Origin of the sequence: Pseudoalteromonas aquimarina (assembly GCF_049257255.1) — a bacterium.
In the GTDB taxonomy this organism is placed as follows: Bacteria; Pseudomonadota; Gammaproteobacteria; order Enterobacterales; family Alteromonadaceae; genus Pseudoalteromonas.
In genome coordinates this window covers 139,089-162,295 of record NZ_JBMMUG010000008.1, presented here as the reverse complement: position 1 = coordinate 162,295, position 23,207 = coordinate 139,089, and the positions used below count along the sequence as shown (strand labels likewise).

Genomic DNA, 23,207 nt, shown 5'->3' with positions numbered 1-23,207 from the left:
AATAACGCGTGAGTTCCGCTTATTGTAAAATTGACTATAAAGAGACTAGGTCTGACAATTTTTACAATACACTGTACTGCGTTGTCCTTGGCGAATTTCGAGCAGCGGCTCTTTACAGGTTACACACGGCTCGCCCTTGCGACCATACACAAGTAACTTCTGTGCAAAATAACCTGGCTTGCCATCGGTTTGGGCAAAGTCTTTGAGTGTTGTGCCACCCTGTTCAATAGCATCCGCTAACGTTTGCTTTACGATAGGCACTAATTGTTGGTAACGCTTTTTAGAAATCTTACCTGCCGCGCGTTTAGGGTGAATACCCGCTTTAAATAAAGATTCATTAGCGTAAATATTACCCACGCCAACAACCACGCTGTTATCCATCAAAAACTGTTTTATTGCAGTTTGCTTTTGTCGTGATTTTTCATACAAATAGTCAGCATCAAATTCGTCTGTTAAAGGCTCAGGGCCCAAATTTAGTAAGCTGCTATGAACTTCCCCCGCGGCTTGCCACAAACAGGCACCAAAGCGACGCGGATCATTTAGACGTAGCACTTTGCCATTTTCGAGCTCTATTTCGATGTGATCATGTTTTTTGAGTGGCACAGAATTATCGACCACCCGCAGATTCCCCGACATGCCTAAATGTAAAATAACACTGCCGGTATCCACACTAATCATCAAGTATTTCGCACGGCGGCTAATGTCTGTAATGGTTTTACCTTCAAGTTGATAAACGTCATCTGGCACCGGCCAACGCAATTGCGCTTGATGAACACGCACTTGTTTAACCGTTTGCTTTAGCATATGTGGCGTAATGCCTAAACGGCTCACTTCAACTTCTGGTAATTCAGGCATAAAAAACTCTAAAACTCCGTGGTAGGAAATAACTGATTACAGGTTTGTTTATCTAATTTTAAACGACGCGCTTGATTATCATCAACAAAACAACCGTCTGGCGTAGTAAATACGTCAAACACCAAACTGCGATCATAACCTGCAATGTAAAGTTCCACGCTTGCAAGCGCCGAGGACTTTTCATCAACTACTGGAATCACATCACCCATTGCTTGTCGCCAATTTAAATCAAGCAATTCAATATCAAGATTTAGCGGCTTATTAGTGCGCCAACTCGTGCCAATACGTTCAATTTTAAAATCACTGTACTGATAGGTCAGTACCGCGCTATTAGCTGGCAACAATGATTGAGTAGTCTCATCATCAGAAGACGAAATAATCTTATGATGTAATCCATTAAACAAAAAAATCATGATTAACATGGCAAAAATAATGACGTTATTCCAACCAGTTCGTCCAAGCCTAATCATTTCGATCCAAAACACGCGTATTACAGTATTAGTAAGTCTATATGAAACAAGCAGTTTTAGCACCTGTTCAGCTAGAGCGTGTTGATCTTTGTTGTATATTTCTGCAGCAGTTTGTTTGGCATTTAGACAAGGCAGAGTGATTGTAGTGTAGTTACTCTACATAAATGAACGATAAAGACTTTGTGCTCCTGCAAAGTCACCTTACCCTACGTCCATGCAGGGCAACGCAGTATAAACGCCAAACAAGCGCTGCCTAACAGGTTCAACCCAAAGCGTTTTGTTCTTTGTTGTTGCTTCTTGACTTAGCCCACTAGGCCTACAAAGCAACGCCGCGATCAACACGCTTTGGATTTGAACAGAATTTAAACCACAAAGTTCAACACGCTCTAGTGTATAAGTAATACCAAATGAGTAACTTCTGTCGCTGTTAAAAGGCTATTTTTTTGCTAAACTATGCGCCAAAATTTAAGGAGTTCCGTCCATGGCAATGTATGTAGTGGGTCATAAGATCCCTGATTCAGATTCTATCTGCGGTGCAATTGCACTTGCATATTTAAAGAATCAAATTGGTGAAGAAGCAATCGCAACACGTTTAGGCGATATATCACCTGAAACACAGTTTATCCTTGATACATTTGGTTTTGAGGCACCAGAGCTAAAACTTAGCTATGCAGGTGAAGAGGTTTACATTGTAGACCACACTGAAAAAACACAAGCACCAGATGACATTGATGAAGCAACGGTTGTTGGTGTTGTTGACCACCACAAACTGGGCGATTTAACAACGTCTACACCGCTTGAGTGTTGGATCCGCCCTGTAGGCTGTTCAAACACCATTATCAAGATGATGTATGACTTCTACGGTGTTGAAATTCCAAAGAACATCGCGGGTCTTATGTTAGGTGCAATCCTATCTGACACGGTTATCTTCAAGTCACCAACATGTACAACGGCTGACATCAAGTGTGTTGAAGTACTTGCTGAAATCGCAGGTATCGAAGACTACAAAGCATTCGGTATGGAAATGTTTAAAGTTAAGTCTGCAGTTGAAGGCACACCAGCTCGCGACCTAGTTATGCGTGACTTTAAAGACTTCAATATGAACGGTAACCTAGTAGGTATCGGTCAGTTAGAAGTTATCGACCTAGCTGTATTTGATGATATTAAAGCTGACCTTGAAGCTGACATTGCAAAGCTTAAAGAAGAAGGCGGCCGTCATTCTGTATTCTTACTACTTACAGACATCATGAAAGAAGGTTCACAAATGCTAATCGCGTCTGATGACGAAGGCATTGTTGAGCGTGCTTACGGTGTTGCACCAGAGCAAAGCCGCGTTTGGTTAGATGGTGTACTAAGCCGTAAAAAGCAAGTTGTACCACCTCTACAAGATGCATTTGCTTAATTAAGCTTGAAATCAAAAAGGCGCTTTTAGCGCCTTTTTTGATCTGTTTAATAATCAAAGAGCTCAAAGCCTTTGCAAGCAACTCATAACCCTCTATGCTTATCTAAAGTATGTTTATTAAGCTTAAGATGTTATCTATTAGGTATTTATTTTTACTGCTAACAACGTTGCTGCCTTTTGCTTCGACAGCTGAAACAGATCAAGCCACGCAACAAAAGATTAGTTCGCAAATTGAAAAACAAAATAGCTTAATTTTTTCAAAGTTCGAGCAAAACATAGAAGCGTTATCGGTAAAATATAGCCAAGATAATGCAGAAACCTTATCCGCATTAAACACGTTTGCAAATGAAACCCCACCTAAGTCAAATGATGACCTTGCCTATTTACTAGGTTACCGTTGCTATTTAGAGCTTGTAACAAACAACCAAGACAATTATAAAAAAACTAAAAACGCTTTAACTGAGCTAACACTATCCACGGCATCTAATCCCGCAATAATGGCTGCTGCTAATTTTTGTCAGGCGTGGTTTCATTATTTCGATAAAAACACACAGCAGTATGACTTTTTTATCGAACAAGCATTTAACTATATCTTAAATAGCCAATCATCCGTTTTAAAATATTGGATTGCCACAACCTTTTCCATGATGGCGCAAGATACCGGAAGACATTCAGCGTCAATTGAAGCAGCTAAATTAGCACTGGCGATTGCTAGCACCAATAAAGATAATTACCGAGCAGCTACCAGTTGGGCAATTATGGCTGTTTCAGAAGCTGAGCTTGGCTTTTATGACGATGCGCTGGCAAACAACCAACTCGCTATAGATTGGTACAATAGTATAAACAATACCAGTGCAACACTTCGCTTGTATCAAAACCGAGGCTTTATTCTTAATACTCAGGGTAATACCAATGAGGCAAAGGCGATTTATCTGGATGCCATTGAACAAGCAAAACAACTAAATCATCAAGATGCCATTCATGAAATTTACAGTAATTTAGCTGCTATAGCCTTTAGCGAAGGCGAACTTGAACTCTCAAATGACTACGCGGAAAAAACCTTAGCCTACGCTTTAGAAAGTGATTACACCAGTCTCGCAGCTCATGCTTACTCCATTATGGCGATTAATTATGTTTACTTAAACAAGCTAGAAATTGCCGAAGACTATTTTGAGCGAGGCAACAGTTATTTTGAAGAGTACAAAATGGTTAGCCAACTAGCTGATAATTTTAAATCTTGGTCTGAAGCAATGGCCAGTATCAAGCATTATGAAGCTGCATACACAGCTCATCTGCGCTACAAATCGCTAAGTGATAAGATTTTTAATACTGAGCGTGAAAGTCGCATGTTACGCATTAAAGAGCTTTTTCAAGCAACCCAAAAAGACCAAGAAATTGAAAAGTTAGCGTTTGAGAATCAGCGAAAGAATATCGAAATAGAAAATAAATCATTGGAGCAAAAGATTTGGTTATTAAGCGCAGTGATAGCATTGTTAGCATTTGTTATGCTGTCGATTTTTTATCGCAAACTGAAAAGCTCAAATCAAACCCTGACAAGATACAATACAAAGCTTAACGAAGAACGCTTTATTGACCCGCTTACCGAAAGTTTAAATCGCCGATTTTTTGAAGTACAACAACGCGAGCGTATCTTAACCAGTTCAGAGGTGAGTTTTAGTTTATTTGTCCTCGATATCGATCACTTTAAATCAATCAATGATACCTATGGTCATGCCTGTGGTGATTATGTACTTAAAGAATTTTGTCAGCGCATTCGTAATTCAATTCGTCAACATGACAATTTAATTCGTATGGGGGGTGAGGAGTTTTTATTAGTGATTGAAAACAGCAGTTTTGCAAGCGATGCTATGTTACTTAAAAAATTACTATTATTGATTAAGAGTAAACCGCTTGAATTTGAACGACACAATTTAACCATTTCAATGTCGGTCGGTGTTGCTTCAAATGTGTCTATTTATGATGAGAAGTCATTAGATATCGCTCTGGAGCTTGCTGATCAGGCGTTGTATAAAGCGAAAAATGCAGGCCGAAACCAAGGCGAGTTATTAGACTTACACTCAATTCCTCTTGCAAATGTAATTAATAACTACGAGTTGATTGCCAGCAAAACAATTCATGGTATTGAATAGAACTAAATTTTAGGCAATAAAAAACCCGAGATAACTCGGGTTTTTTTAATTCTTTCAGCAAATCACAATTACTTGATTTTTGCTTCTTTGAAAATCACGTGTTTACGTACTTTTGGATCGTACTTTTTGATTTCCATTTTTTCAGGCATGTTACGCTTGTTTTTGTCGGTAGTGTAGAAATAACCAGTACCAGCAGTAGAAACTAAACGGATCTTATCACGCATGACTCAAGCTCCTTAAACTTTTTCGCCGCGAGCACGGATATCAACTAATACCGCGTCGATGCCTTTCTTATCGATAATACGCATACCTTTAGTAGTAGTGCGTAATGTAACGAAACGCTTTTCGCTTTCAACCCAAAAACGGTGTGTTTGTAGGTTAGGTAAAAAACGACGCTTAGTCGCATTGCGAGCGTGTGAACGGTGGTTACCTACCGCTGGACGCTTACCTGTAACTTGACAGACTTTAGACATGTCTATATATCTCCAATAACTTCGCTCGAGCTAAATCTTTTCTTCCGAGGTTTTGTGTACGTTTCTGCCCCGGAAATAATCAAAGGGCGCTCTTTATACAGCAAATACAGGCTAAGATCAAGAAACCCGATCTTTAGTTCAGCTCATGTGTAAATTTGATAGCGGCCAATTATAGAGATCTCTTGCCCTAAGGGAAAGCAAAACTTGCGTTTATTTTCACTATTTCTGCGAATTAAATAAAACAGCCTGTTTTTTCGAGTTTTCTTTTTACAAATAGAACTAAATTAGCCAACTAATTTCATCAATAAAGACACAAAGTAACAATAAATTTTCTTACTGTGTGCCAAAAATTTAAATTAACTCTACTCTTGCACTAATACTTCTTGCCCAGACGTTAATCTTTCAGCGCCTCTTGTGGCAACTTTGTCACCCTGTTTAAGCATGTTTTGCTCAACAGGTCGCACTTCAACTTTTGAACCTTGCCCTTGCCCTACAGCAACGGCCACCTGCAGCGCTTTATTATCCGCTTGAATTTTTACAACGTGTACGCCCGCTTTACGTAAAATTAAGGCATCGCGCTCCACCAGCAAACTCGGGGTCGTTTTTTCAATATTGAAGTCAACATCAACTAATTGACCGCTCGCCCACCCTTTATTTTTCTCGCTGTGCAGCTTTGCTCTTACTTCAAACGTTTGAGAACGAGAATCGGTGGCTGGAATGACTGCAGTGACAGTCGCCTCAGCTGACTGTAAATTATCAAAACTGCCACTACTTAACGTTACTTTTTGACCAAGCTCTGCATAGGCTAAATATTTAACAGGCACATAAAAACGCACCTCTAAGTTATTAATATCTATGAAGTGAACTAGTTTATCTGCACGACTTGCATCACTACCCGCAAGTAAAAATCGCTTGCTAACAATACCATCAAATGGCGCAACAACGGTCGCGCGTGCCATGCGATCTTCAATTTGTTTAAGTTTTACTTTTGCCAGTTCAATATCAGTCAGCGCTAAGTCATGCTGGCTTTGTACTAAATCAACTTGATTCGCAGCTGCACTGCTTGTTTTAGCTAATTTTTTAAGCCTTTCAAGCTCTTGACTTTGGTAAGTTAAGTTAACCTCAGCACGTTTAATCATGATGCGCTGCTCTGCAGCTTCAAGCTCTAGTGGCAACATTTCAATGCGTGCAATGGCATCACCTTGTTTAACTATCGACCCTGGCTCTGCAACAAATGCTAATTTACCTGCAGTGCCCATCGTTAAATCCACATCACCTTTGCCACGTAATGTGCCGTTTAGCGCTAAGGTTTGAACCAATGGCGCTTGCTCCACTACATTAACAGCAACCGTAGGTACCGCATAAAGAGGCGCAACAAAAAGCGATGAAGCAACTAACAGTGTATTAAATGGTTTATTCATCTTGGTGTCCCCTACTTATTTGCAACCAGATCTAATGATGTTTTGTTATTTTTAGTATTTGCCTGTTGTAATTTCGGTGGCGTTTGTTTGCCAAGCAACAATAAACTTGGCATCAAAATCAAAGTAAATAAGGCACTAATCGCCATACCGCCAACAATTACCGTAGCAAGTCCGCGGTAAATTTCCGAACCCACCCCAGGCATAATCATCAGTGGCAACATGCCAAATAAACTTGTTAAGGTACTTAAATACACAGGGCGAGCACGGATGAGCACCGCATTTTCAACGGCTTCACGGCGTGTTAACCCCTCACGCTCACCTTGACGTGTTTGGTCAACCAACAAAATTGCATTGTTGACGACTAAGCCCAGCAAAATAATAAAGCCAATCATGGTGAGTAAATCAAGCGATTGGAAGCTCACTAAATTAAGCGCTGCCAAGGCCAAAATTCCCCCAGCGACAGCCAAAGGCATAACCAACAATACCAGCAAGCTATCGCGTGCTGATTTAAATAATGCGGTCATTAATAAAAATAAAATAAACAACGCAAGTACGAAGTTATATGCCATCTCTTCTATTGCTGATTTCATTTTTTGTGCATTACCCGCCAAAATTGCATTTGCCGAACGGGGTAAATTTTCGCGCACAACTGGCATCACTTGCTCAGTCAGTATTTTTTGCGCTTGCTGTAAACTCATATCATTTGGCGGTGTAATTTGAATACTCACCGTACGATAGCCATTAACGCGACGTAATTGCGATGGCCCCACGGTACGTTCAATTGTTGCCAACTCACCCAAGGTTTGTACGCCAGCAAGAGGCGTAGTAATTGGTAAATTTGCCAATTCTTCAGGGCTTAGCCAGGGTGTTGAGCGCAAAATAACATTCATGCGTTCATTACCATCAAAATATTCACTGATGAACATGCCGCTGGTAAAGGCTTGCACTGCACTTGCGACTTCGCGGCGGGTTAAACCCGCTTGTGTAATGCGCCTATCATTTGGTGTCAGTCTCAGCTCTGGCTCGGCCATATTTAAAGAAGGTTGCGGTTGTGCCATTGCTTCAGGCATGGCTTTTTTCACTTCATCCAGTGCCAATTGGGCTGTCGACATTAGTTGCTCCATATCGGAACCCTGTAAATCAATACTTAATGTACGACCATTGCCACCATTTGCCACTTGGATCATTGAGCCTCGAAATAAAAAGACTTGGGTATCTGGTAATTCTGCGAAGATTTCTTCACGTGCAACCTGCATCAATTCTTCTACGCGTTGAGCGTCTGCAGAGTAAATAAAACCACCCGCATTTGAGCCAAACACATAAAAATTAAAATCTTTAATAGCCGGTGTTTTTTCACCTAAGTAATAAGGCATTAAACGCTGTTTTACTTTTTCAGCAAGCTCGTCTTCCATATAGTCAATATTGGCACCAGCTGGTGTTACTAAACTATAAAAGAAGCCATCCGTTGGCGCACGCGGCATAAAGTCTGTTTGCGGTACTAATGTAAATGTCACAATCACAGCACCACCAAGTAACCCCACAACCCAAGATACTTGCTTAGCACGAGTACTGGTCAGTCGCATAATAAAATTGGTTAAGCGGCGCCAATAGGCATGAAACTTATCATCATTATCTTCATTACCTAACAGGTATTTAGTCGCGATTGGAATAATGCTGATAGCACTAATTAATGAGGCAATTACTGCAATAGAAAGCGTTAGCGCTAAATCTGAAAAGAGCTGACCTTCAATGCCAGCCATAAATAAAATCGGCAAGAAAATCGCTACACTTGTTGCTGTTGAGGCAAATAGTGCACCACTAACCTGTACTGCACCTTTTAAAACAGCTTGTTTTCGGGCCATGCCTTCTTGCATTAGTCGCGTGATATTTTCTTGTACAATAATCGCGGCATCGAGCACTAAGCCAACAGCAAAAGCAAGACCAGCGAGAGACACCACGTTTAGACTGCGATTAAAAATGCTGAGTGCTAAAAATGCGACCATTAACGATACAGGAATTGTCGATGCAATAATTAACGTTGTGCGCCAACCTCTAAAAAACAGCCATAAAATACCACAGGCTAACAATACCCCTAAGCCTAGGTTACTTTTTACCAGCTGTAACGCATTACGAATATGTACTGAGGCATCGTAACTTAATTCAATCGCAAGCCCTTCTTGAGCTAATATGCCCTCATTTAGTTCTTTTATGGTGGCATTAAGTTCATCAAGCACCGCAACGGTATTAGATTCATTAGCCCGCGTAAGCGTAATGTAATACGCCGGTTTACCATTTCGCAGCGTCATAGCTCGGCGATCGGTTACCGTGTTTTCGATTTGTGCCACATCGCCCAAGAAAATAGCGCGCTCACCTGAATAGCCAATGCGCATTTGCGCCATGTTATCAACGTCATATTGGCCTGTGAAACGAACAGTATATTGGCGACGGCCAACATCGGCGATACCACCTGAAGTGTCAGTAGAAGAAGCTAAGGTTTGGCTAATTTGGTTTAAGCTAACGCCAAGCGCAGCAGCTTTATGAGGGTCAAAGGTAACACGCAGCTCACGCGGACGTTCACTTGCTAAGTTAACAAACGCAACGCCAGGAATTTTAGCCAAACGCGGTTGAATTAATTCATCGATTTGTTTTTGGTAACGTGCCATATCAAGATGCCCGCTACTTTCGGTGGGTACAACCAGCAATGTTGCAGCGGTTGGACCGCCTGAACCAGGCCCTGCATTGCCACCAGCCGTAACAATTGGATCCATCGCATCTAATGGTAATGGCGGCGCTTGGTTTAGGCTGTTAAGCACATTTAGCATTGCCTCTTGCATGTCACTGCCAACGGCAAAGGTTAAGTTAATAAAACCTTGTCCTTGGTTTATTTGCGTATTTACCTCAAGCGCACCGGGGGTGTTTTTTACTGCATTTTCCAGTGGTTCAATGATAACCGACTCAATTTCTTCTGGTGCAGCTTGGCGCCAACCAGACATTATGGTGATTTGAGGTTGCTCAATATCAGGGGTTAATTGAATAGGTAGTTTAAAAATACTGATAGTGCCAAACAGCATGATCAGCACTAAAATCACCAGCACACTGGCTGGATTTTTTAAGGAACTTCGCGTGATATTCATAATGATAATACAGGGGTATAACTAGGAGTAGTCTAGTTGTTTGTACCATCATTGCTAGTTGTAAATTGTGTGTAAATATTTCGAAAAGGTGAATAGACAAATAATCACGTTAAACTGCAAATAAACGAACTAAATCATCTAAAAATACAGTTTATAGATGATTTAGTTTTGCACGGTATCGATTGGCAGTAATTTATCTTTACCCCATTCGCTCCAGCTTCCGTCATATACTTTGACATTGTCAAACCCAGCGATTTCTGCCGCTAATGCTAAAATACAGGCTGTTACACCTGAACCACAGCTAAATATAAACTCTTTTGGTGATGGCACTAGTTCATCAAAAATGCGTTTTAATTCAACCTCGTCCAATAAAGCACCTTGGTTTAGCAAACTGGCATAATGTAAGTTTAGAGAGTTGGGAATATGACCGCTGCGCATCCCTTCTCTTGGCTCAGGCTCTTGCCCACTAAAACGCCCATAACCACGCGCATCGACAATTTGAATATCATCATCACTAATGGCGTTTAGTACATAGTGTTTATCTACAAATAACTGGCGGTCATGTGTTACAACAAAATTACCGCCACCGAAAGGCTCTTTATGATGCTCAACGGTTGCGCAGCCCTTTGCATGCCATGCTGGCAAGCCACCACGCAAAATTGCAACATTATCAAAACCCATAGTTTTAAACATGAACCAAGCCCGTGCAGCAGAAAACAAGCCTTGTTTATCATACACAACTAGGTATGAATTTTTATTTATCCCTAGCTGCTGGATTTTTTGCTCAAATAAAGCCGTAGTTGGCATCATATTAGGGCTTAAGGCGCTTTTATCGACAACGTTGTTACTAAAGTCAAATCGCAGAGCCCCTGGAATAACACCAGCCACTTCAACATCAGACTTATTAACCGGATTATCCATACTGGCATCAAGTACCAATAGGTTGTCATCAGTTAGATGCGCGTTTAGCCAATCACAATCTACTTGAAAGTTACTGTTATTAAATTCATGCTTATCCATTACAGGCTTAATCCTTTTACTTGTACTAAGTCAAAATCAGCAAGCTCTGGCACCATTTGCTGCAACTTATCTTCTGTCTCATTTAGTGTGCGTAAACAGCCGCAATACTTATTGGCTTTATCTTCAAGTTGCACAACTTTCTTTTGTAACGACTTATCAATTTCACTAGCTATAATATCAATCCGCTCACCCATTCCACTGATTTTCTGTTCAATATTACCTTCGTTTGATTCAAAAGCATCACCGAGCGCAACTAAAATTGCACCTAGAGAACCGTGTACGGCTGAATGAATTTTTTGACTAATTTCTTTTTCAAAAAAGTCGTCTAATTTAGAAAGGGATTGCGGGGCAATGTAATAAAAGTCGTCACCCACCTTAAACTTATCTTTAAGGGCAATTTCGACATACTTTAATTGATCTTTCAGCACTTCAGGTTCTTTATCTGTAAAACCAGTAACCACTTGCTCAATGGCTGAAAGGCCAAGATTAACACCATCGGTCGCAAGCTTAACAAGCTCTGGAACGGTATTTCTTAAACCTTGACTGTACTCTTTGAGAATTAGCTCTTCTTCTTGGTTTAACTCAACCCAGCGGCCTTTAATAAATAACTGTGAGTCATTGTTAATTTGCACACTGGTTTGCCCTTTATCTACAATACGAATAACGTCATTAGTAATGATTAACCCATGACCTAACTCAACATCACATAACTCATCCGCAACTACTGAGTTTGCAAACGTGAACGTTGTGAACAAAAAGACCCAAAATCGCACCAACTTCATAACAATTCTACCCCAAAGATAACTTGATAAGACTATCAAACTAACTGGGGGTATACAAAATCATTTCGCATAACGCATTAAACGCAAGTGAATATCCGAAGTCTTACTTCTCAAATTAGTTTTACCACTATAGAAAGCGACTGCCCATGCTTGTGACGCGCTGCCTACACCACTGGTGCTGGTCCAATAATTTTGTGCAAGTGTTGCTGGAAAAAGCGTTTGATTAATTGCAGCATCAACACATTGACGATCAACAATTGTGCTTAGCTCTTTTACATTTGGTAGTTGCCAATCATTAAACCCTGCATACTGATATTGTGATGCCGATTTTAATGCTTGTTGCCAGGTTAATTGTTCTACTCCACCTGTACATGTTTGGTTATTAGTATCCCAACTTTGACCAATACTACACCGCATCCACATAATTCCAGTCAGATTATCCGTTACGGTGCCATCCGTATTAATAGTAAATTGTGAGGTGGGAGTTGTTTCAGGCACACTTGTCAAACAAGTTTGCGCAGTTAGAGGCAATGCAAAAACACCCACTAAAAAAAGCAAAGGTTTAATTGTAGTCATCGTTGCCCCCATTTAATCGTTGTTGCTGGTATCACGTACCAAACGTACATACCCCAAGTTTTGTTTGGGATAACCGACATCTTTACCAGAAATCATATCAATCGCCCAAGCAAATGCACTTTCACCACCTTCAACGCTCGTTTGCATTGTCCAATAAGGCACCACATCATTTATTAACTGAGTTGCCGTATTTGGGAAAAAGTCATTAATTATTACACTTCCTGAACCCTCTTGTGCAAAATACAACAAAGAGCTTAATTCGCTATGCGATGGCACTCGCCAATTATTACCACCGCAATAATTAGCTTCATTCACTTCTGTAATGTACTGCTCTAAGCCACAATTCACAGTACTCGGACAAGATGTTTGTGCAGCGGCTTCAACTCCTGATTCGCCCCCATTATTGACAGAGTTTAAAAACCAGGTGTAACTATTTTGCGCCTCGCGTAGCTGAGTGTTAGGTAAGGTACCATTACTTACTTGTTTGACTTCCCAAATCAGTCCCGAAATATTGTCTCTCACACAGCTAAATGTTGTACTACTGTCAGGAAGTTCACCCGCAAATTGATCCAACTTGGTAAAATCAAATGCTCCAGGACCACTACCTACTTTGTCAAGCAAACTAGCATGCACATCTCGCCCCCTTGACGCATCTTGAGCTGGAAATTCAGTCGATACACAATTGCTCAGTACTGCACTGTTATCAAAGCAGCGATTCATGCCAGTATCATTAATTAAACCAAGGGCTTTTGGCTCTGCAAGTACTTGTATTTGAGCGCTATCTGTTCGGTTTGCACTGTCAGTAACTGTGACTTCAAATATCAGTGCTTCTGGCGCATCAACATCCGGCACAATAAATTGAGTTTGGCAAAGATCAGGGTTATTAATTGTTACGGCAATCCCCGACTGCTGATCCCATAAACATGAAAAGCTCGACTCAACACTAATGGAACTTGTCGCATCTAATGTCACGGTTGAAAACTCGAAAGCATTCTGATTTGCACCCGCATTGGCATACAACAGCTGATTACTTTGCTGTAATGTCAGCGCAAGAGAGTTGCTCTGTACCCCACCTTCATCATCTGTGATAGTCAGCTTAAAAGTAACGTCTTCATTTTGTGTAAGTAATGGATGTGTAAATGTTAAATTTGCAGACGAAGTATCCGCAATTGAAATGTTTGTGCCTGCAATTTGTTGCCATAGATAACTTACGAGTTTGCCATTTTCATCAGGGTCGAATGAATCCGCGCTCGACAGCACAATACTGTCACCATATTGCGAAGGTAATGTAGTAGGTGAAGTCTGTTTAATTGATACTACAGGCAATAAATTAACTGATTTGACCGTAACTAAAACAGAGTCTGTTACCGTGCGGTTATCTGGTGCAACATACTCAACGGCAAGTTCTAAAACTTGGTCTTGCTTGATGTCAGGTGCGGTTACTTCTTGCGTTGCGCCCTCTAAAGGAAACCCCTCAATAATAGGGCCACTTAATTGGCGCCAAGTGAAAGTTCCCCCTTCAGGGCTGGCGACAGCATTTAAAGAAAACCTTAATTTTTCATCAAGTGATATATCAGAACCCGCATTAACAGAGAGTGGTGCGGGCGTTTTTTCTTCCGAAGAACTTGAACTACCACCACAGCCTACGATTAGTAGCGAGCTTAAACATGCAACCATTGTAGGGCTATGTAGATATTTTAGCATTTCAGTACCTAACAATAATAACTAACTATTAATCAAATTTTACATGCAAAAAAGCAGCCATAATTATTCAAACTATGGCTGCTTATTATGTCAATCTATTGGCGTGTTAGCTTACAAATAACTTTCTTGGTGCACTCGAACAAACATTTTTGTACCAACTTTAGAGTAGTCTACTTTATATTCTCGACCATCAAGCGCTTGTAAAAAAAGTAACTGCTTCTCTTCACCAAATACATCTGGTGAACCAATTTGTACCACTTCCAAATAGCGCTCTTTGGCTTCGCGACGGTTGCGTGGAATACTTTCTTTAAATGGTTGCAACCCTTCCGAAGTAACACGAATTTTAGGGTGGTTTTCCCCATTTATAATAATTAGATCATACTTTTTTTCTTTATGAATAATCGTATTACGACCACTTTTAACAAATGCTCTTTCAATTGTTGTCATATTCAGTCTTTCCAATGCACAATGGTATGTAAACTGAGTGTTTGCTCAAATCTTTACTTTATAAACCAATTATTTCTAATTGATACTACTATATTTTTCTATCGTTTTCTCTGGATCTCGCAACCAATGTTGTAATAAATTTTCAAATTCATCGACAGAACGATCAAAGTAATTATAGGATATCAAAAAGTGATAGCCAAAGAGCGTATCAAAATGCTCTAACCGGTGGGTTAACATGGCGAGTAAGCCATGGGTATTAAACTTATCTTGGTATTTACTTTCTTCAATTAGCCAATCATCTGGCACATTACCTGTTGGCCACATTATTTTAATACCAGCCATAAGCCAGTTACGCTGCTCCATTATAAGCTTAAACGCTAACCTTGGTGGCATACGCTTTATTAAAGGCGCTAAGGATTTAAGCTTTAATCCCAAGCAAGGTAACTCTAAAAATTGCTCACCGTTTACAATCTGTACTTGACCCACTGCGACAATATTCTTACGCGCTATACGCACTTTGCCATAACGATGGTAAAACACTAACCCATTCTTACTTAGTACTAAATTGTATCTGGGCTCAGAGAGCTTAAAGTAGCCAATCAGCATGGAAAAGAGCGCAGCAATAATCACCGCAAAATCAAATATCGTGATGGGATCGGGTTTAAATTTAACCACCAGTAATACAGCAACTAAAACGATTGCACCAGCGACTAAAAATTCGCCGCCATATTTATGGGCTGTTGCTGATACTTTAATGCGTTTCGTCATCTTAAAGTTAAATCCAGAAGGTAAAATAGGCAAAACCCATTAAAATTGCCCAAATTAGCATTGCTCTTATTTGCCTGCAATAGGGACAATTTTTACTTTTCTTTTTCATAATTTCTACTTAACAACTGAAAAAAACACGTTTAATTCACAATATTATACGATACCTCGCACGCACAAGTTCTAAACTGTCTAGTAGAATAGTAAACCCTGAATACTTGCGAGAATTGCTATGTACGCGAAACAATCTGGTAAAGCCTTATTTCCTTTAATTTGTATTATTCTATTTGGCTTGTGTATTTACTTGTACCTGCCAGAATCACAAGGGCAGCAAAATCAACGAGAAGCCAAAGCAACACCGGTTCAAGCACACACAGTAACGACTAGTCGCCAAGCTAATATTATTGAATCACTTGGTACTGCGCGAGCAAACCAAGCGATAAAATTAGTAAGCGCGCAGTCTGATTATATTAAAAATATCTATTTTGATGACGGTGATAAAGTTCAAAAAGGACAATTATTGATTGAACTGCAAGATGCTGAAGAAAAAACCCGTGTCGAAGAACTCGAAATTCTTCTAAAAGAAGAAAACCGTAAATTAAAGCGCTTACAACAACTGGCAAAAACGCAAGCGACTGCACGCTCAGCGCTTGATGAGCAAGAAGCAAGTTTTGAAGCAACTAAAACGCAACTTGCAAGCGCCAAAATTAAACTTTCAGAAATGAAAATTTATGCCCCTTTTAGTGGTACGTTAGGTCTGCGTGAAGTGTCAAAGGGTACATTTGTAAACACCAGTACTGAAATTACTACACTCGATGATACCAGTATTATCAAAACTGATTTTAACGTGCCTGAAAAATACCTAGCACAACTATCTATCGGTATGACAGTAACGGCTACAAGCCCTGCATACCCAACAAATACTTTTAGCGGAAAAGTATCGCATATCGCAAGTCGCATTGATTCTGCGACTCGTAGTGTAAAAATCACCGCTAGCTTTGATAACAAAGATAATGCATTACGTACCGGTATGTTGCTTTACACCCAGTTAGAGTTAAGTGCTGAAAACACTTTGATGGTGCCAGAGAAGTCACTTATCCCTCAACAAGATAAGCACTTTGTTTATGTAGTAAATGAAGAAAAAATTGAAAAACGCCAAGTGATAATTGGTATACGTCGTGGTGGTTGGGTTGCCATTGGTAGCGGCTTAACAGAAGGCGAAGTAGTTGTTACTGAAGGCATAATTAAAGTAAGACCGGGTAGCCTAGTGAGCGTGAAGGAGATGCTGAAATGATTCTCACCGACGTTTCAGTTAAAAGACCGGTTTTTGCTACTGTAATTAACTTACTGTTACTTACCTTTGGTTTGGTGGTTTTCTCAATGCTGCCACTTCGAGAATACCCAGATATTGATACTCCTATTGTATCAGTTAGCACCAGCTACACTGGCGCATCATCTGAAGTGATCGAAACCAAAATCACCCAAGTACTGGAAAACCGAATTTCTGGTATTGAAGGTGTAAAAAGCATTAACTCCTCTAGCCGTAATGGTCGCTCAAATATTACCATTGAATTTAATATCGACCGTGATATTGATGCCGCAGCCAACGATGTACGCGAACGCGTCTCACGCGCACTCGATAGCTTACCTGAGCAAGTGCGCCCACCAGAAGTATCTAAATCCGACAGCGATGAAAGCCCTATTGCATGGTTTGTACTTAACAGCACTTCAATGAATTCGTTGCAACTGTCTGATTATGCACAGCGCTATATTGTCGACAGACTTGCCGTAGTTGATGGCGTGGCAAATGTCAGACTCGGTGGTCAGCGCGAATACTCAATGAAAGTATGGTTAAACCGTGATGCAATGGCAGCAAAAGGTGTAACAGCTGATGAAATTGAACGTGTTCTTCGTCAAGAAAACGTAGAGTTACCGGCAGGTGAGATTGAGTCAGTTGACCGTGACTTTACTGTACGTATTGCTCGCAGCTATAAATCGCAAGATGACTTCCAAAACCTCGTAATTAAACGAGGTGATAATGGTTACCTTGTACGCTTAAAAGAAGTTGCCGATGTGCGATTAGAGGCGGTTGACGAAGAAAACCTATTCCGTGGTAACGGTAAAGATATGATTGGCCTTGGCGTGATTAAGCAAGCTAAAGCTAACACCCTAACCGTGGTTGAAAAAGCGCGCGAAGAAATTGAAAAAATTAAGCGTTCTTTACCTGAGGGTACAACCATTCAAGACAGCTATGATTCATCAATTTTTATTCGCGAATCAATTACAGAAGTTTACCGCACTTTAGCAATTGCAATGGCTCTTGTTGTTGCTGTGATATTTTTATTTTTAGGCAGTGTACGCGCAACCATAATTCCCGCAATTACGGTACCTGTAGCGTTAATTGGCAGCTTTACCTTTTTGTATGGTATGGGTTATTCAATCAACCTACTTACCTTACTGGCACTGGTACTTGCTATTGGTTTAGTTGTGGATGATGCCATTGTAATGCTTGAAAATATTCACCGCCGAATTGAATTAGGCGAGCCTCCTCTGCTTGCCGCATATCGCGGCGCGCGAGAAGTTGGCTTTGCGATTGTTGCAACAACCTTGGTACTCGTTGCCGTGTTTGTCCCATTAGTTTTCATGGAAGGTCGAATCGGCAGTTTATTTACTGAGTTTGCAATGGCGACCAGTGCTGCGGTGATTTTCTCAAGTGTAACGGCACTCACTTTATCCCCTGCGCTGTGTTCAAAAATTCTTAAACCAAGCGAAAAAGAATCTGCTTTTAGCCATAAAATTGATGCACTGTTTAGCAAGGTAGAAAATGGCTATGAAAAGCTACTTCGAAATAACGTAGCCAGCTCTAAGAGCATGCTTCTGCTACTTATTTTTGCAGGTCTTGCTAGTTACTTACTCTTTAAGCAATTACCCTCTGAGCTTACGCCAAAAGAAGACCGTGGCACCTTCTTCATTATGATGAATGGCCCTGAAGGTGCAAGCTATGAAAATAATGCAAAAAACATGGCGCAAATCGAAGATAAATTAATGCCTTATCAAGAAAGCGGTGAGTTAAGCCGTGTGCTTATTCGCGTTCCCGGTTGGGGCGGCCGTGGCGGTGTTGCCATTGTTGGTATGGCTGATTGGGATGAGCGAAAACGCGATACTTGGCAAGTGATGGGCGAAATTAGTGGAAAGCTTACCGATGTAACAGACGTGCGAGCATTTGCCATTATGCGTTCTGGTATTGGTGGTCGTGGCAATAGCCGCCCTGTAGAATTTGTGCTGCAAGGTAATAGCTACGAAGAACTCGTCAGCTGGCGCGATCGCATTTTAGAACGTGCTCGTGAAAACAAAGGGCTTGTCCGTCTTGATCACGATTACAAAGAAACCTTCCCACAATTCTTAGTAAGCATTGATAAAAATAAAGCGGCCGATCTTGGTATTAGTGTGTCGCAGATTGGCCGCACACTAGAGTCCATGTTAGGTCAGCGCCGCGTTACTACGTTTATTGATCGCGGTGAAGAATATGATGTGATTTTAAAAGGCACCAAGGCAGACTTTTCAGATCCAAAAAATATTTCATCGATTTACCTAAAATCACGTAGCAATGACTTAGTACCGCTGGATAGCCTTATTACTATTGGCGAACAAGCAACCGCAGCGCGTTTAAATCGTTACAACCGTATGCGAGCGATTACCATTAGTGCCAACTTAGCACCGGGTTACTCACTTGCTGAAGCGCTGGATTTCTTGAATGACGTTGCAATGGAAGAAAACGATATTGAAGGGGCAATCGATTACAAAGGCGAATCACAGATGTTCTATGAAGGCGCATCTGCAATGACCTATGTATTTATTTTAGCGCTAACAGTCACTTTCTTAGTATTAGCTGCACAATTCGAAAGCTTTGTGCACCCATTAGTAATTATGCTTACAGTACCACTCGGTTTAGTTGGTGCCCTTTCAGGGCTATTCTTTACTAATTCCAGCCTCAACATTTATAGCCAAATTGGTATTGTGATGTTGATAGGATTAAGTGCCAAAAATGGTATTTTAATTGTGGAGTTTGCCAACCAACTGCGCGATAAAGGTGTCGCTTTTACCGAGGCATTAATTAGTGCATCGAAACAGCGCCTGCGCCCAATTATTATGACGTCTTTAACAACAGTAATGAGCTCGGTTCCACTGGTGTTGGCGTCAGGCCCGGGTTCTGAAAGCCGTATGGTAATTGGTATTGTGATTTTAACCGGTGTGGTGGTAGCCACTTTGCTAACACTGTTTGTCATTCCAAGTGCGTATTACATGCTGGCACGCAATACACAATCACCTGAAGCGACAGAAAAAGAAATTTCCCAGCAGGCAAATAAACACCCGCTTTAATTTTACAATGTGGTAGCTTAATCCTAAGCTACCACTCTATTTCTTGCCCATCCCAAGCAAAAAATCGTCCGCTATCTTTTACATTCACTTGTGACATTAAACGAATTAAGCATTCCGCGCTAAACTCGGCAGTAAATAGTTTGTTTGCTGGTACATTGCGCTGAAATGGCTTAGATAACTTGGTATCTGTGGTGCCGGGATGAAAGGCAAAAACACACATTTCCTTGTTGCTTCTGGCAAGTTCAACACTGGCTGTTTTAATTGCCATATTTAGTGCAGCTTTTGCCATCCGGTAGCTATACCAACCACCTAAACGATTATCGCTAATGCTGCCTACACGAGCTGATAAAAAAGCGAGTTTGCAGTTAGCGGCTAATCGTTTTTGCAAGTGCACTAAATAGGTTAAAGGTGCAAATGCATTGGCATGCATTAATGCCATCGCCGACTCAACACGCCACTGCGAAAGGTTTTTCTCTGGTTGAATGTCATCTTGATGAAGCATACCTAAACAACAAAATACCCAATCGAACTTGATTGATAGGGTCGCAAGGCAACTCGCTACTTGCTCTTCACTGTGATCTTCGACCAACATCACATTAAAACGCTTATCATTAACTAACGACTTATTGCTGGTAATAATGGTAATGCTGTGCTGTTTATCTTGATAAAGTTGCTCAGCAACAGCAAGGCCAATGCCACCCGCCCCAATAATTAAACTTTTTTTCATCTTGCCGTCCCTTGTCTGTCTGTCATAATCTGTACGAAACTAAAAACCAAATAGATTAAACAATAATGCAAACAGCAATTTTTGGTGGCGGCTGCTTTTGGTGTATTGACGCCGCATTTCGCCGTTTAAAAGGAGTACATTCTGTTACTTCGGGATATAGCGGCGGGCATATTGAAAATCCGACCTATCAAGATATTTGTACTGGCTTATCGGGTCATGCTGAGGTAGTAAAAATTGAGTTTGATGAACAAGCAATTAGCTACTCAACATTGCTACAAATCTTTTTTGATTTGCACGATCCAACGCAACTTAACCGCCAAGGTAACGATGTTGGCACGCAATACCGTAGCGTTATCTTTTATTTAGATGAAATACAAAAGCTGGCAAGCTTAAAAATGTTAGCAAGCCAACAAGCTCTGTTTGCAAATAAAGTGGTTACTCAACTATGCCCCGCTGAGCGTTTTTATGATGCAGAAACATATCACCAGGATTATTACAGTGATAACCCTAATCAGCCATACTGCAGTATTATGATTGGCCCTAAATTAGCTAAGTTCTCAGCTAACTATGCGACATTACTAGCGCAATAAAAAAAGCCGCAAATTGCGGCTTTTAAATTACGAAATAAATAAACGTTAAATCACGCTATTAAAAATCGTACGCAATACCAACATACACTTGGCGACCAATTTCATTGTAGTGATAAAACGCATCACTTACCCAGTCACCATTGATATCAACGCCATAGCCTTGGCTTGGAATATATTCTTTATCGAATAGATTCTCCACTCGTGCAGTAACGATTAAGTTTTCTTGTAACATAAAGTTAGCTGCTAAATCCCACAAGATATGCGACGGAATTTTGTTGATTAGCGTGGATTTTTGCTCTGATTGGTAAGCAACACTTAACGTAACATCAAAACCTTGCCATTGTTTTGCAATGCTATAACGCACATTCTCATTTGATACAAATGGTAAATCGCTATAACGCTCAATAGCCTCAGGTGAGTTATCAACCTTTTGCGCATCGATATAACTTAAGTTAAGCGTGTTATCAAAACCATAAAATGCAAAGTTAGTGGTTAGTTCAACACCTTCATAACGTGCCTCAGCAATATTAAATGGCGACCAACGCCACGGGTTATCTGCCGTTGGAGCTGGTGCCCATGCAATTTTATTAGTTAACTCATTACGGAAAACGGCAACATCAACACTTACATGTTCAAAATCAACACGTAAACCCAGTTCGCGGTTTAATGATGTTTCTGCTTCAAGCGCAGCATTGCCTGAACCTGGATAATATAAATCATTGAACGTTGGCGCTTTAAAACCAGTGCTTTGACTTAAACGTAAGACTGCATTTTCATGAAGATAGTAACCACCAGCAAGGTTATATGTTTGCTCTGAACCAACTTCTTCATAATCGTCGTGGCGAATAGCTAGGTTAGCAAGGAATGTGTTGTCATCAAAAAATGCACCAGCAAATATAGCGTATGCGTCACGGCTTGTTTCATCATAACGATTTGTTGTATCAATTTTATCCTGATGCCAATTTAGGCCACCGTTAAAATCAATATGGTCTGAAAATTCAAACGTAGTAAGGTAGTCTAGCTGCACGCGCTCCGTTGCAAAACGAGAATCTTCACCCGTACCAAAGCTATCATCCTGATCTTGGCTAAATGACGCATCTACTTTATGGCTAAATGCACCCACTTGCTTAAACCAATTAGCATTCACATGATAATTTTCATACTCGGTTTTATCCGCTGTAGACGCTTGGTAGTCGTAGTAATTATCAAATTCTACTTCACCCGTTGAGTACTGCGCTAACAACCCAAATTGACCTAGTAATTCATTACTATGAGTTAAGTTTACACCAAGGTTAAGGTTGTCATAGCCGTCGTTATCTGGATCGGCAAAGTTTGTTGCATCATTTTCTAATACATCAAAACCTTCTGTTCGCTCATAGCCTGCATTAAGTGCAACATCAACATACTCAGTTGAAAAACGTGATGTACCTTCTAAGTTGGCGTAGCTATTTGAACCAGATGTAAATGCAATACTGTGCCCTTGCGCCTTACGCGTAATAATATTAATTACACCAGCCAAAGCGTCAGAGCCATATTGTGCTGCACGTGAACCTTTAACTACTTCAATACGCTCAACTGAGTTTAGTGGTAAAGTTGATAAACTTTTATACCCTAAAGTAGCTGAGCCTACACGTACACCGTCAATTAACACTAACGAGTAACGAGATTCTAAGCCACGTACAAATAAACTGGCATTTTGCCCTTGCCCACCATTACGGTTTACTTGAATGCCCGCTTGTGTTTCTAACAAACTAAGAACGTCACGCACATTTAATTGCTCAATTTGAGCACGGTCAATCACTTGCACACTGGCTAGGGTTTGATCAATTGATTGCTCAAGTTTATTCGCTGTTACAACAATGGTTTCGATATCGTGCTTTGCATGTTCATTTGAAGCTGTGTTTGCTAAAGCGTATGAAGAAGACAAGGCAAGGCTAAGCGCCAAACCTAACTTAGATTTGTAATACATATTATCCCCTTGTGCCCACCGCACAATGTTAATAGTTAGCATAAACCAACTGGCCGGTCTCCGGGCTGAGCATTTTGCTTACGAATACAAAACACATCACCGTTGCGGGGGCAGCGCTGGATTTAATAAGCCTCATGCTTACACACCAACTTCCCGATTATCCGTTTGTTTTTAAGCTCAACTTCGTCTTGAAGCTAATAACAAAAAAATCAACGGCACCAATAGGCTATAAATTTAGGCGCGTATTGTGGAGGGGATAGGTATAAATGTCAATTTTAGATGTCTAAACCGCTAAAATCACAATTTACATAGTACAGTTTTTATTTCTATAAACGACTGGTT

The 23,207-nt window shown here is 40.6% G+C and carries 19 protein-coding genes and 1 riboswitch; of the genes, 5 read left to right on the top strand and 14 right to left on the bottom strand.

Annotated elements, in window-relative coordinates; all coding sequences use genetic code 11:
• Positions 1-45 precede the first annotated feature (45 nt).
• Together mutM and AAEU29_RS18790 are read right to left on the bottom strand one after the other, a co-directional pair.
• Complete coding sequence (gene mutM, locus AAEU29_RS18795) at positions 46-855, bottom strand: bifunctional DNA-formamidopyrimidine glycosylase/DNA-(apurinic or apyrimidinic site) lyase (protein WP_421974749.1); 810 nt, start codon at positions 853-855, stop codon at positions 46-48.
• A gap of 8 nt (positions 856-863) precedes the next feature.
• On the bottom strand, positions 864-1,325 hold the full coding sequence (locus AAEU29_RS18790) for a hypothetical protein (RefSeq protein ID WP_421974748.1): 462 nt from the start codon (positions 1,323-1,325) through the stop codon (positions 864-866).
• Positions 1,326-1,806: 481 nt separating this feature from the next.
• Here AAEU29_RS18790 and AAEU29_RS18785 point away from each other — a divergent pair, with 481 nt between their 5' ends.
• The gene (locus tag AAEU29_RS18785) at positions 1,807-2,727 is read left to right on the top strand and encodes a manganese-dependent inorganic pyrophosphatase (protein WP_421974747.1); all 921 of its coding nucleotides are present in this window, start codon (positions 1,807-1,809) and stop codon (positions 2,725-2,727) included.
• A 128-nt stretch (positions 2,728-2,855) separates the two neighbouring features.
• Positions 2,856-4,877: a diguanylate cyclase gene (locus AAEU29_RS18780; protein ID WP_421974746.1), complete on the top strand. Its 2,022-nt coding sequence runs from the start codon at positions 2,856-2,858 to the stop codon at positions 4,875-4,877.
• A 68-nt stretch (positions 4,878-4,945) separates the two neighbouring features.
• On the opposite strand, the gene rpmG is transcribed toward AAEU29_RS18780, so the two are convergent.
• The 10 genes from rpmG to AAEU29_RS18730 form a co-directional block, all read right to left on the bottom strand.
• Entirely contained in the window at positions 4,946-5,101 is a 156-nt protein-coding gene (gene rpmG / locus AAEU29_RS18775; RefSeq protein WP_005493124.1) for a 50S ribosomal protein L33, read from the bottom strand.
• Positions 5,102-5,113: 12 nt separating this feature from the next.
• Positions 5,114-5,350, bottom strand: a complete 237-nt coding sequence (gene rpmB / locus AAEU29_RS18770) for a 50S ribosomal protein L28 (protein WP_010562023.1) — start codon at positions 5,348-5,350, stop codon at positions 5,114-5,116.
• 362 nt (positions 5,351-5,712) lie between these two features.
• Complete coding sequence (locus AAEU29_RS18765; RefSeq protein WP_421974745.1) at positions 5,713-6,771, bottom strand: efflux RND transporter periplasmic adaptor subunit; 1,059 nt, start codon at positions 6,769-6,771, stop codon at positions 5,713-5,715.
• 11 nt (positions 6,772-6,782) lie between these two features.
• Positions 6,783-9,905 (bottom strand): efflux RND transporter permease subunit, encoded by a 3,123-nt coding sequence (locus tag AAEU29_RS18760; protein ID WP_421974744.1) that lies wholly within the window; start codon positions 9,903-9,905, stop codon positions 6,783-6,785.
• Between the two features lie 162 nt (positions 9,906-10,067).
• Positions 10,068-10,925: a sulfurtransferase gene (locus tag AAEU29_RS18755; RefSeq protein WP_421974743.1), complete on the bottom strand. Its 858-nt coding sequence runs from the start codon at positions 10,923-10,925 to the stop codon at positions 10,068-10,070.
• Positions 10,925-11,707: a YggN family protein gene (locus AAEU29_RS18750; protein ID WP_421974742.1), complete on the bottom strand. Its 783-nt coding sequence runs from the start codon at positions 11,705-11,707 to the stop codon at positions 10,925-10,927. The genes AAEU29_RS18755 and AAEU29_RS18750 overlap by 1 nt, the downstream gene beginning before the upstream one ends.
• A gap of 60 nt (positions 11,708-11,767) precedes the next feature.
• On the bottom strand, positions 11,768-12,283 hold the full coding sequence (locus tag AAEU29_RS18745) for an Lcl C-terminal domain-containing protein (protein ID WP_421974741.1): 516 nt from the start codon (positions 12,281-12,283) through the stop codon (positions 11,768-11,770).
• Positions 12,284-12,295: 12 nt separating this feature from the next.
• A complete protein-coding gene (locus AAEU29_RS18740) occupies positions 12,296-13,987 on the bottom strand; it encodes an Lcl C-terminal domain-containing protein (RefSeq protein WP_421974740.1) in 1,692 nt (563 codons plus the stop codon).
• Between the two features lie 111 nt (positions 13,988-14,098).
• Positions 14,099-14,434, bottom strand: coding sequence for a hypothetical protein (locus AAEU29_RS18735; RefSeq protein ID WP_421974739.1), 336 nt, complete (start codon positions 14,432-14,434; stop codon positions 14,099-14,101).
• A 75-nt stretch (positions 14,435-14,509) separates the two neighbouring features.
• A complete protein-coding gene (locus AAEU29_RS18730) occupies positions 14,510-15,202 on the bottom strand; it encodes a DUF2982 domain-containing protein (protein WP_421974738.1) in 693 nt (230 codons plus the stop codon).
• A gap of 229 nt (positions 15,203-15,431) precedes the next feature.
• Here AAEU29_RS18730 and AAEU29_RS18725 point away from each other — a divergent pair, with 229 nt between their 5' ends.
• Together AAEU29_RS18725 and AAEU29_RS18720 are read left to right on the top strand one after the other, a co-directional pair.
• Entirely contained in the window at positions 15,432-16,493 is a 1,062-nt protein-coding gene (locus tag AAEU29_RS18725) for an efflux RND transporter periplasmic adaptor subunit (RefSeq protein WP_421974737.1), read from the top strand.
• Positions 16,490-19,579 (top strand): efflux RND transporter permease subunit, encoded by a 3,090-nt coding sequence (locus AAEU29_RS18720; RefSeq protein ID WP_421974736.1) that lies wholly within the window; start codon positions 16,490-16,492, stop codon positions 19,577-19,579. The genes AAEU29_RS18725 and AAEU29_RS18720 overlap by 4 nt, the downstream gene beginning before the upstream one ends.
• Positions 19,580-19,607: 28 nt before the next feature.
• Here the strand turns inward: AAEU29_RS18720 and AAEU29_RS18715 are convergent, their stop codons facing one another.
• On the bottom strand, positions 19,608-20,306 hold the full coding sequence (locus AAEU29_RS18715; protein WP_421974735.1) for an SDR family NAD(P)-dependent oxidoreductase: 699 nt from the start codon (positions 20,304-20,306) through the stop codon (positions 19,608-19,610).
• A gap of 65 nt (positions 20,307-20,371) precedes the next feature.
• On the opposite strand from AAEU29_RS18715, the gene msrA reads away from it, so the two are divergent.
• Entirely contained in the window at positions 20,372-20,896 is a 525-nt protein-coding gene (gene msrA, locus AAEU29_RS18710; protein WP_421974734.1) for a peptide-methionine (S)-S-oxide reductase MsrA, read from the top strand.
• A gap of 58 nt (positions 20,897-20,954) precedes the next feature.
• On the opposite strand, the gene AAEU29_RS18705 is transcribed toward msrA, so the two are convergent.
• The gene (locus AAEU29_RS18705; RefSeq protein WP_421974733.1) at positions 20,955-22,865 is read right to left on the bottom strand and encodes a TonB-dependent receptor domain-containing protein; all 1,911 of its coding nucleotides are present in this window, start codon (positions 22,863-22,865) and stop codon (positions 20,955-20,957) included.
• Positions 22,866-22,899: 34 nt separating this feature from the next.
• A riboswitch (cobalamin riboswitch) is annotated at positions 22,900-23,065 on the bottom strand.
• Positions 23,066-23,207 lie beyond the last annotated feature (142 nt).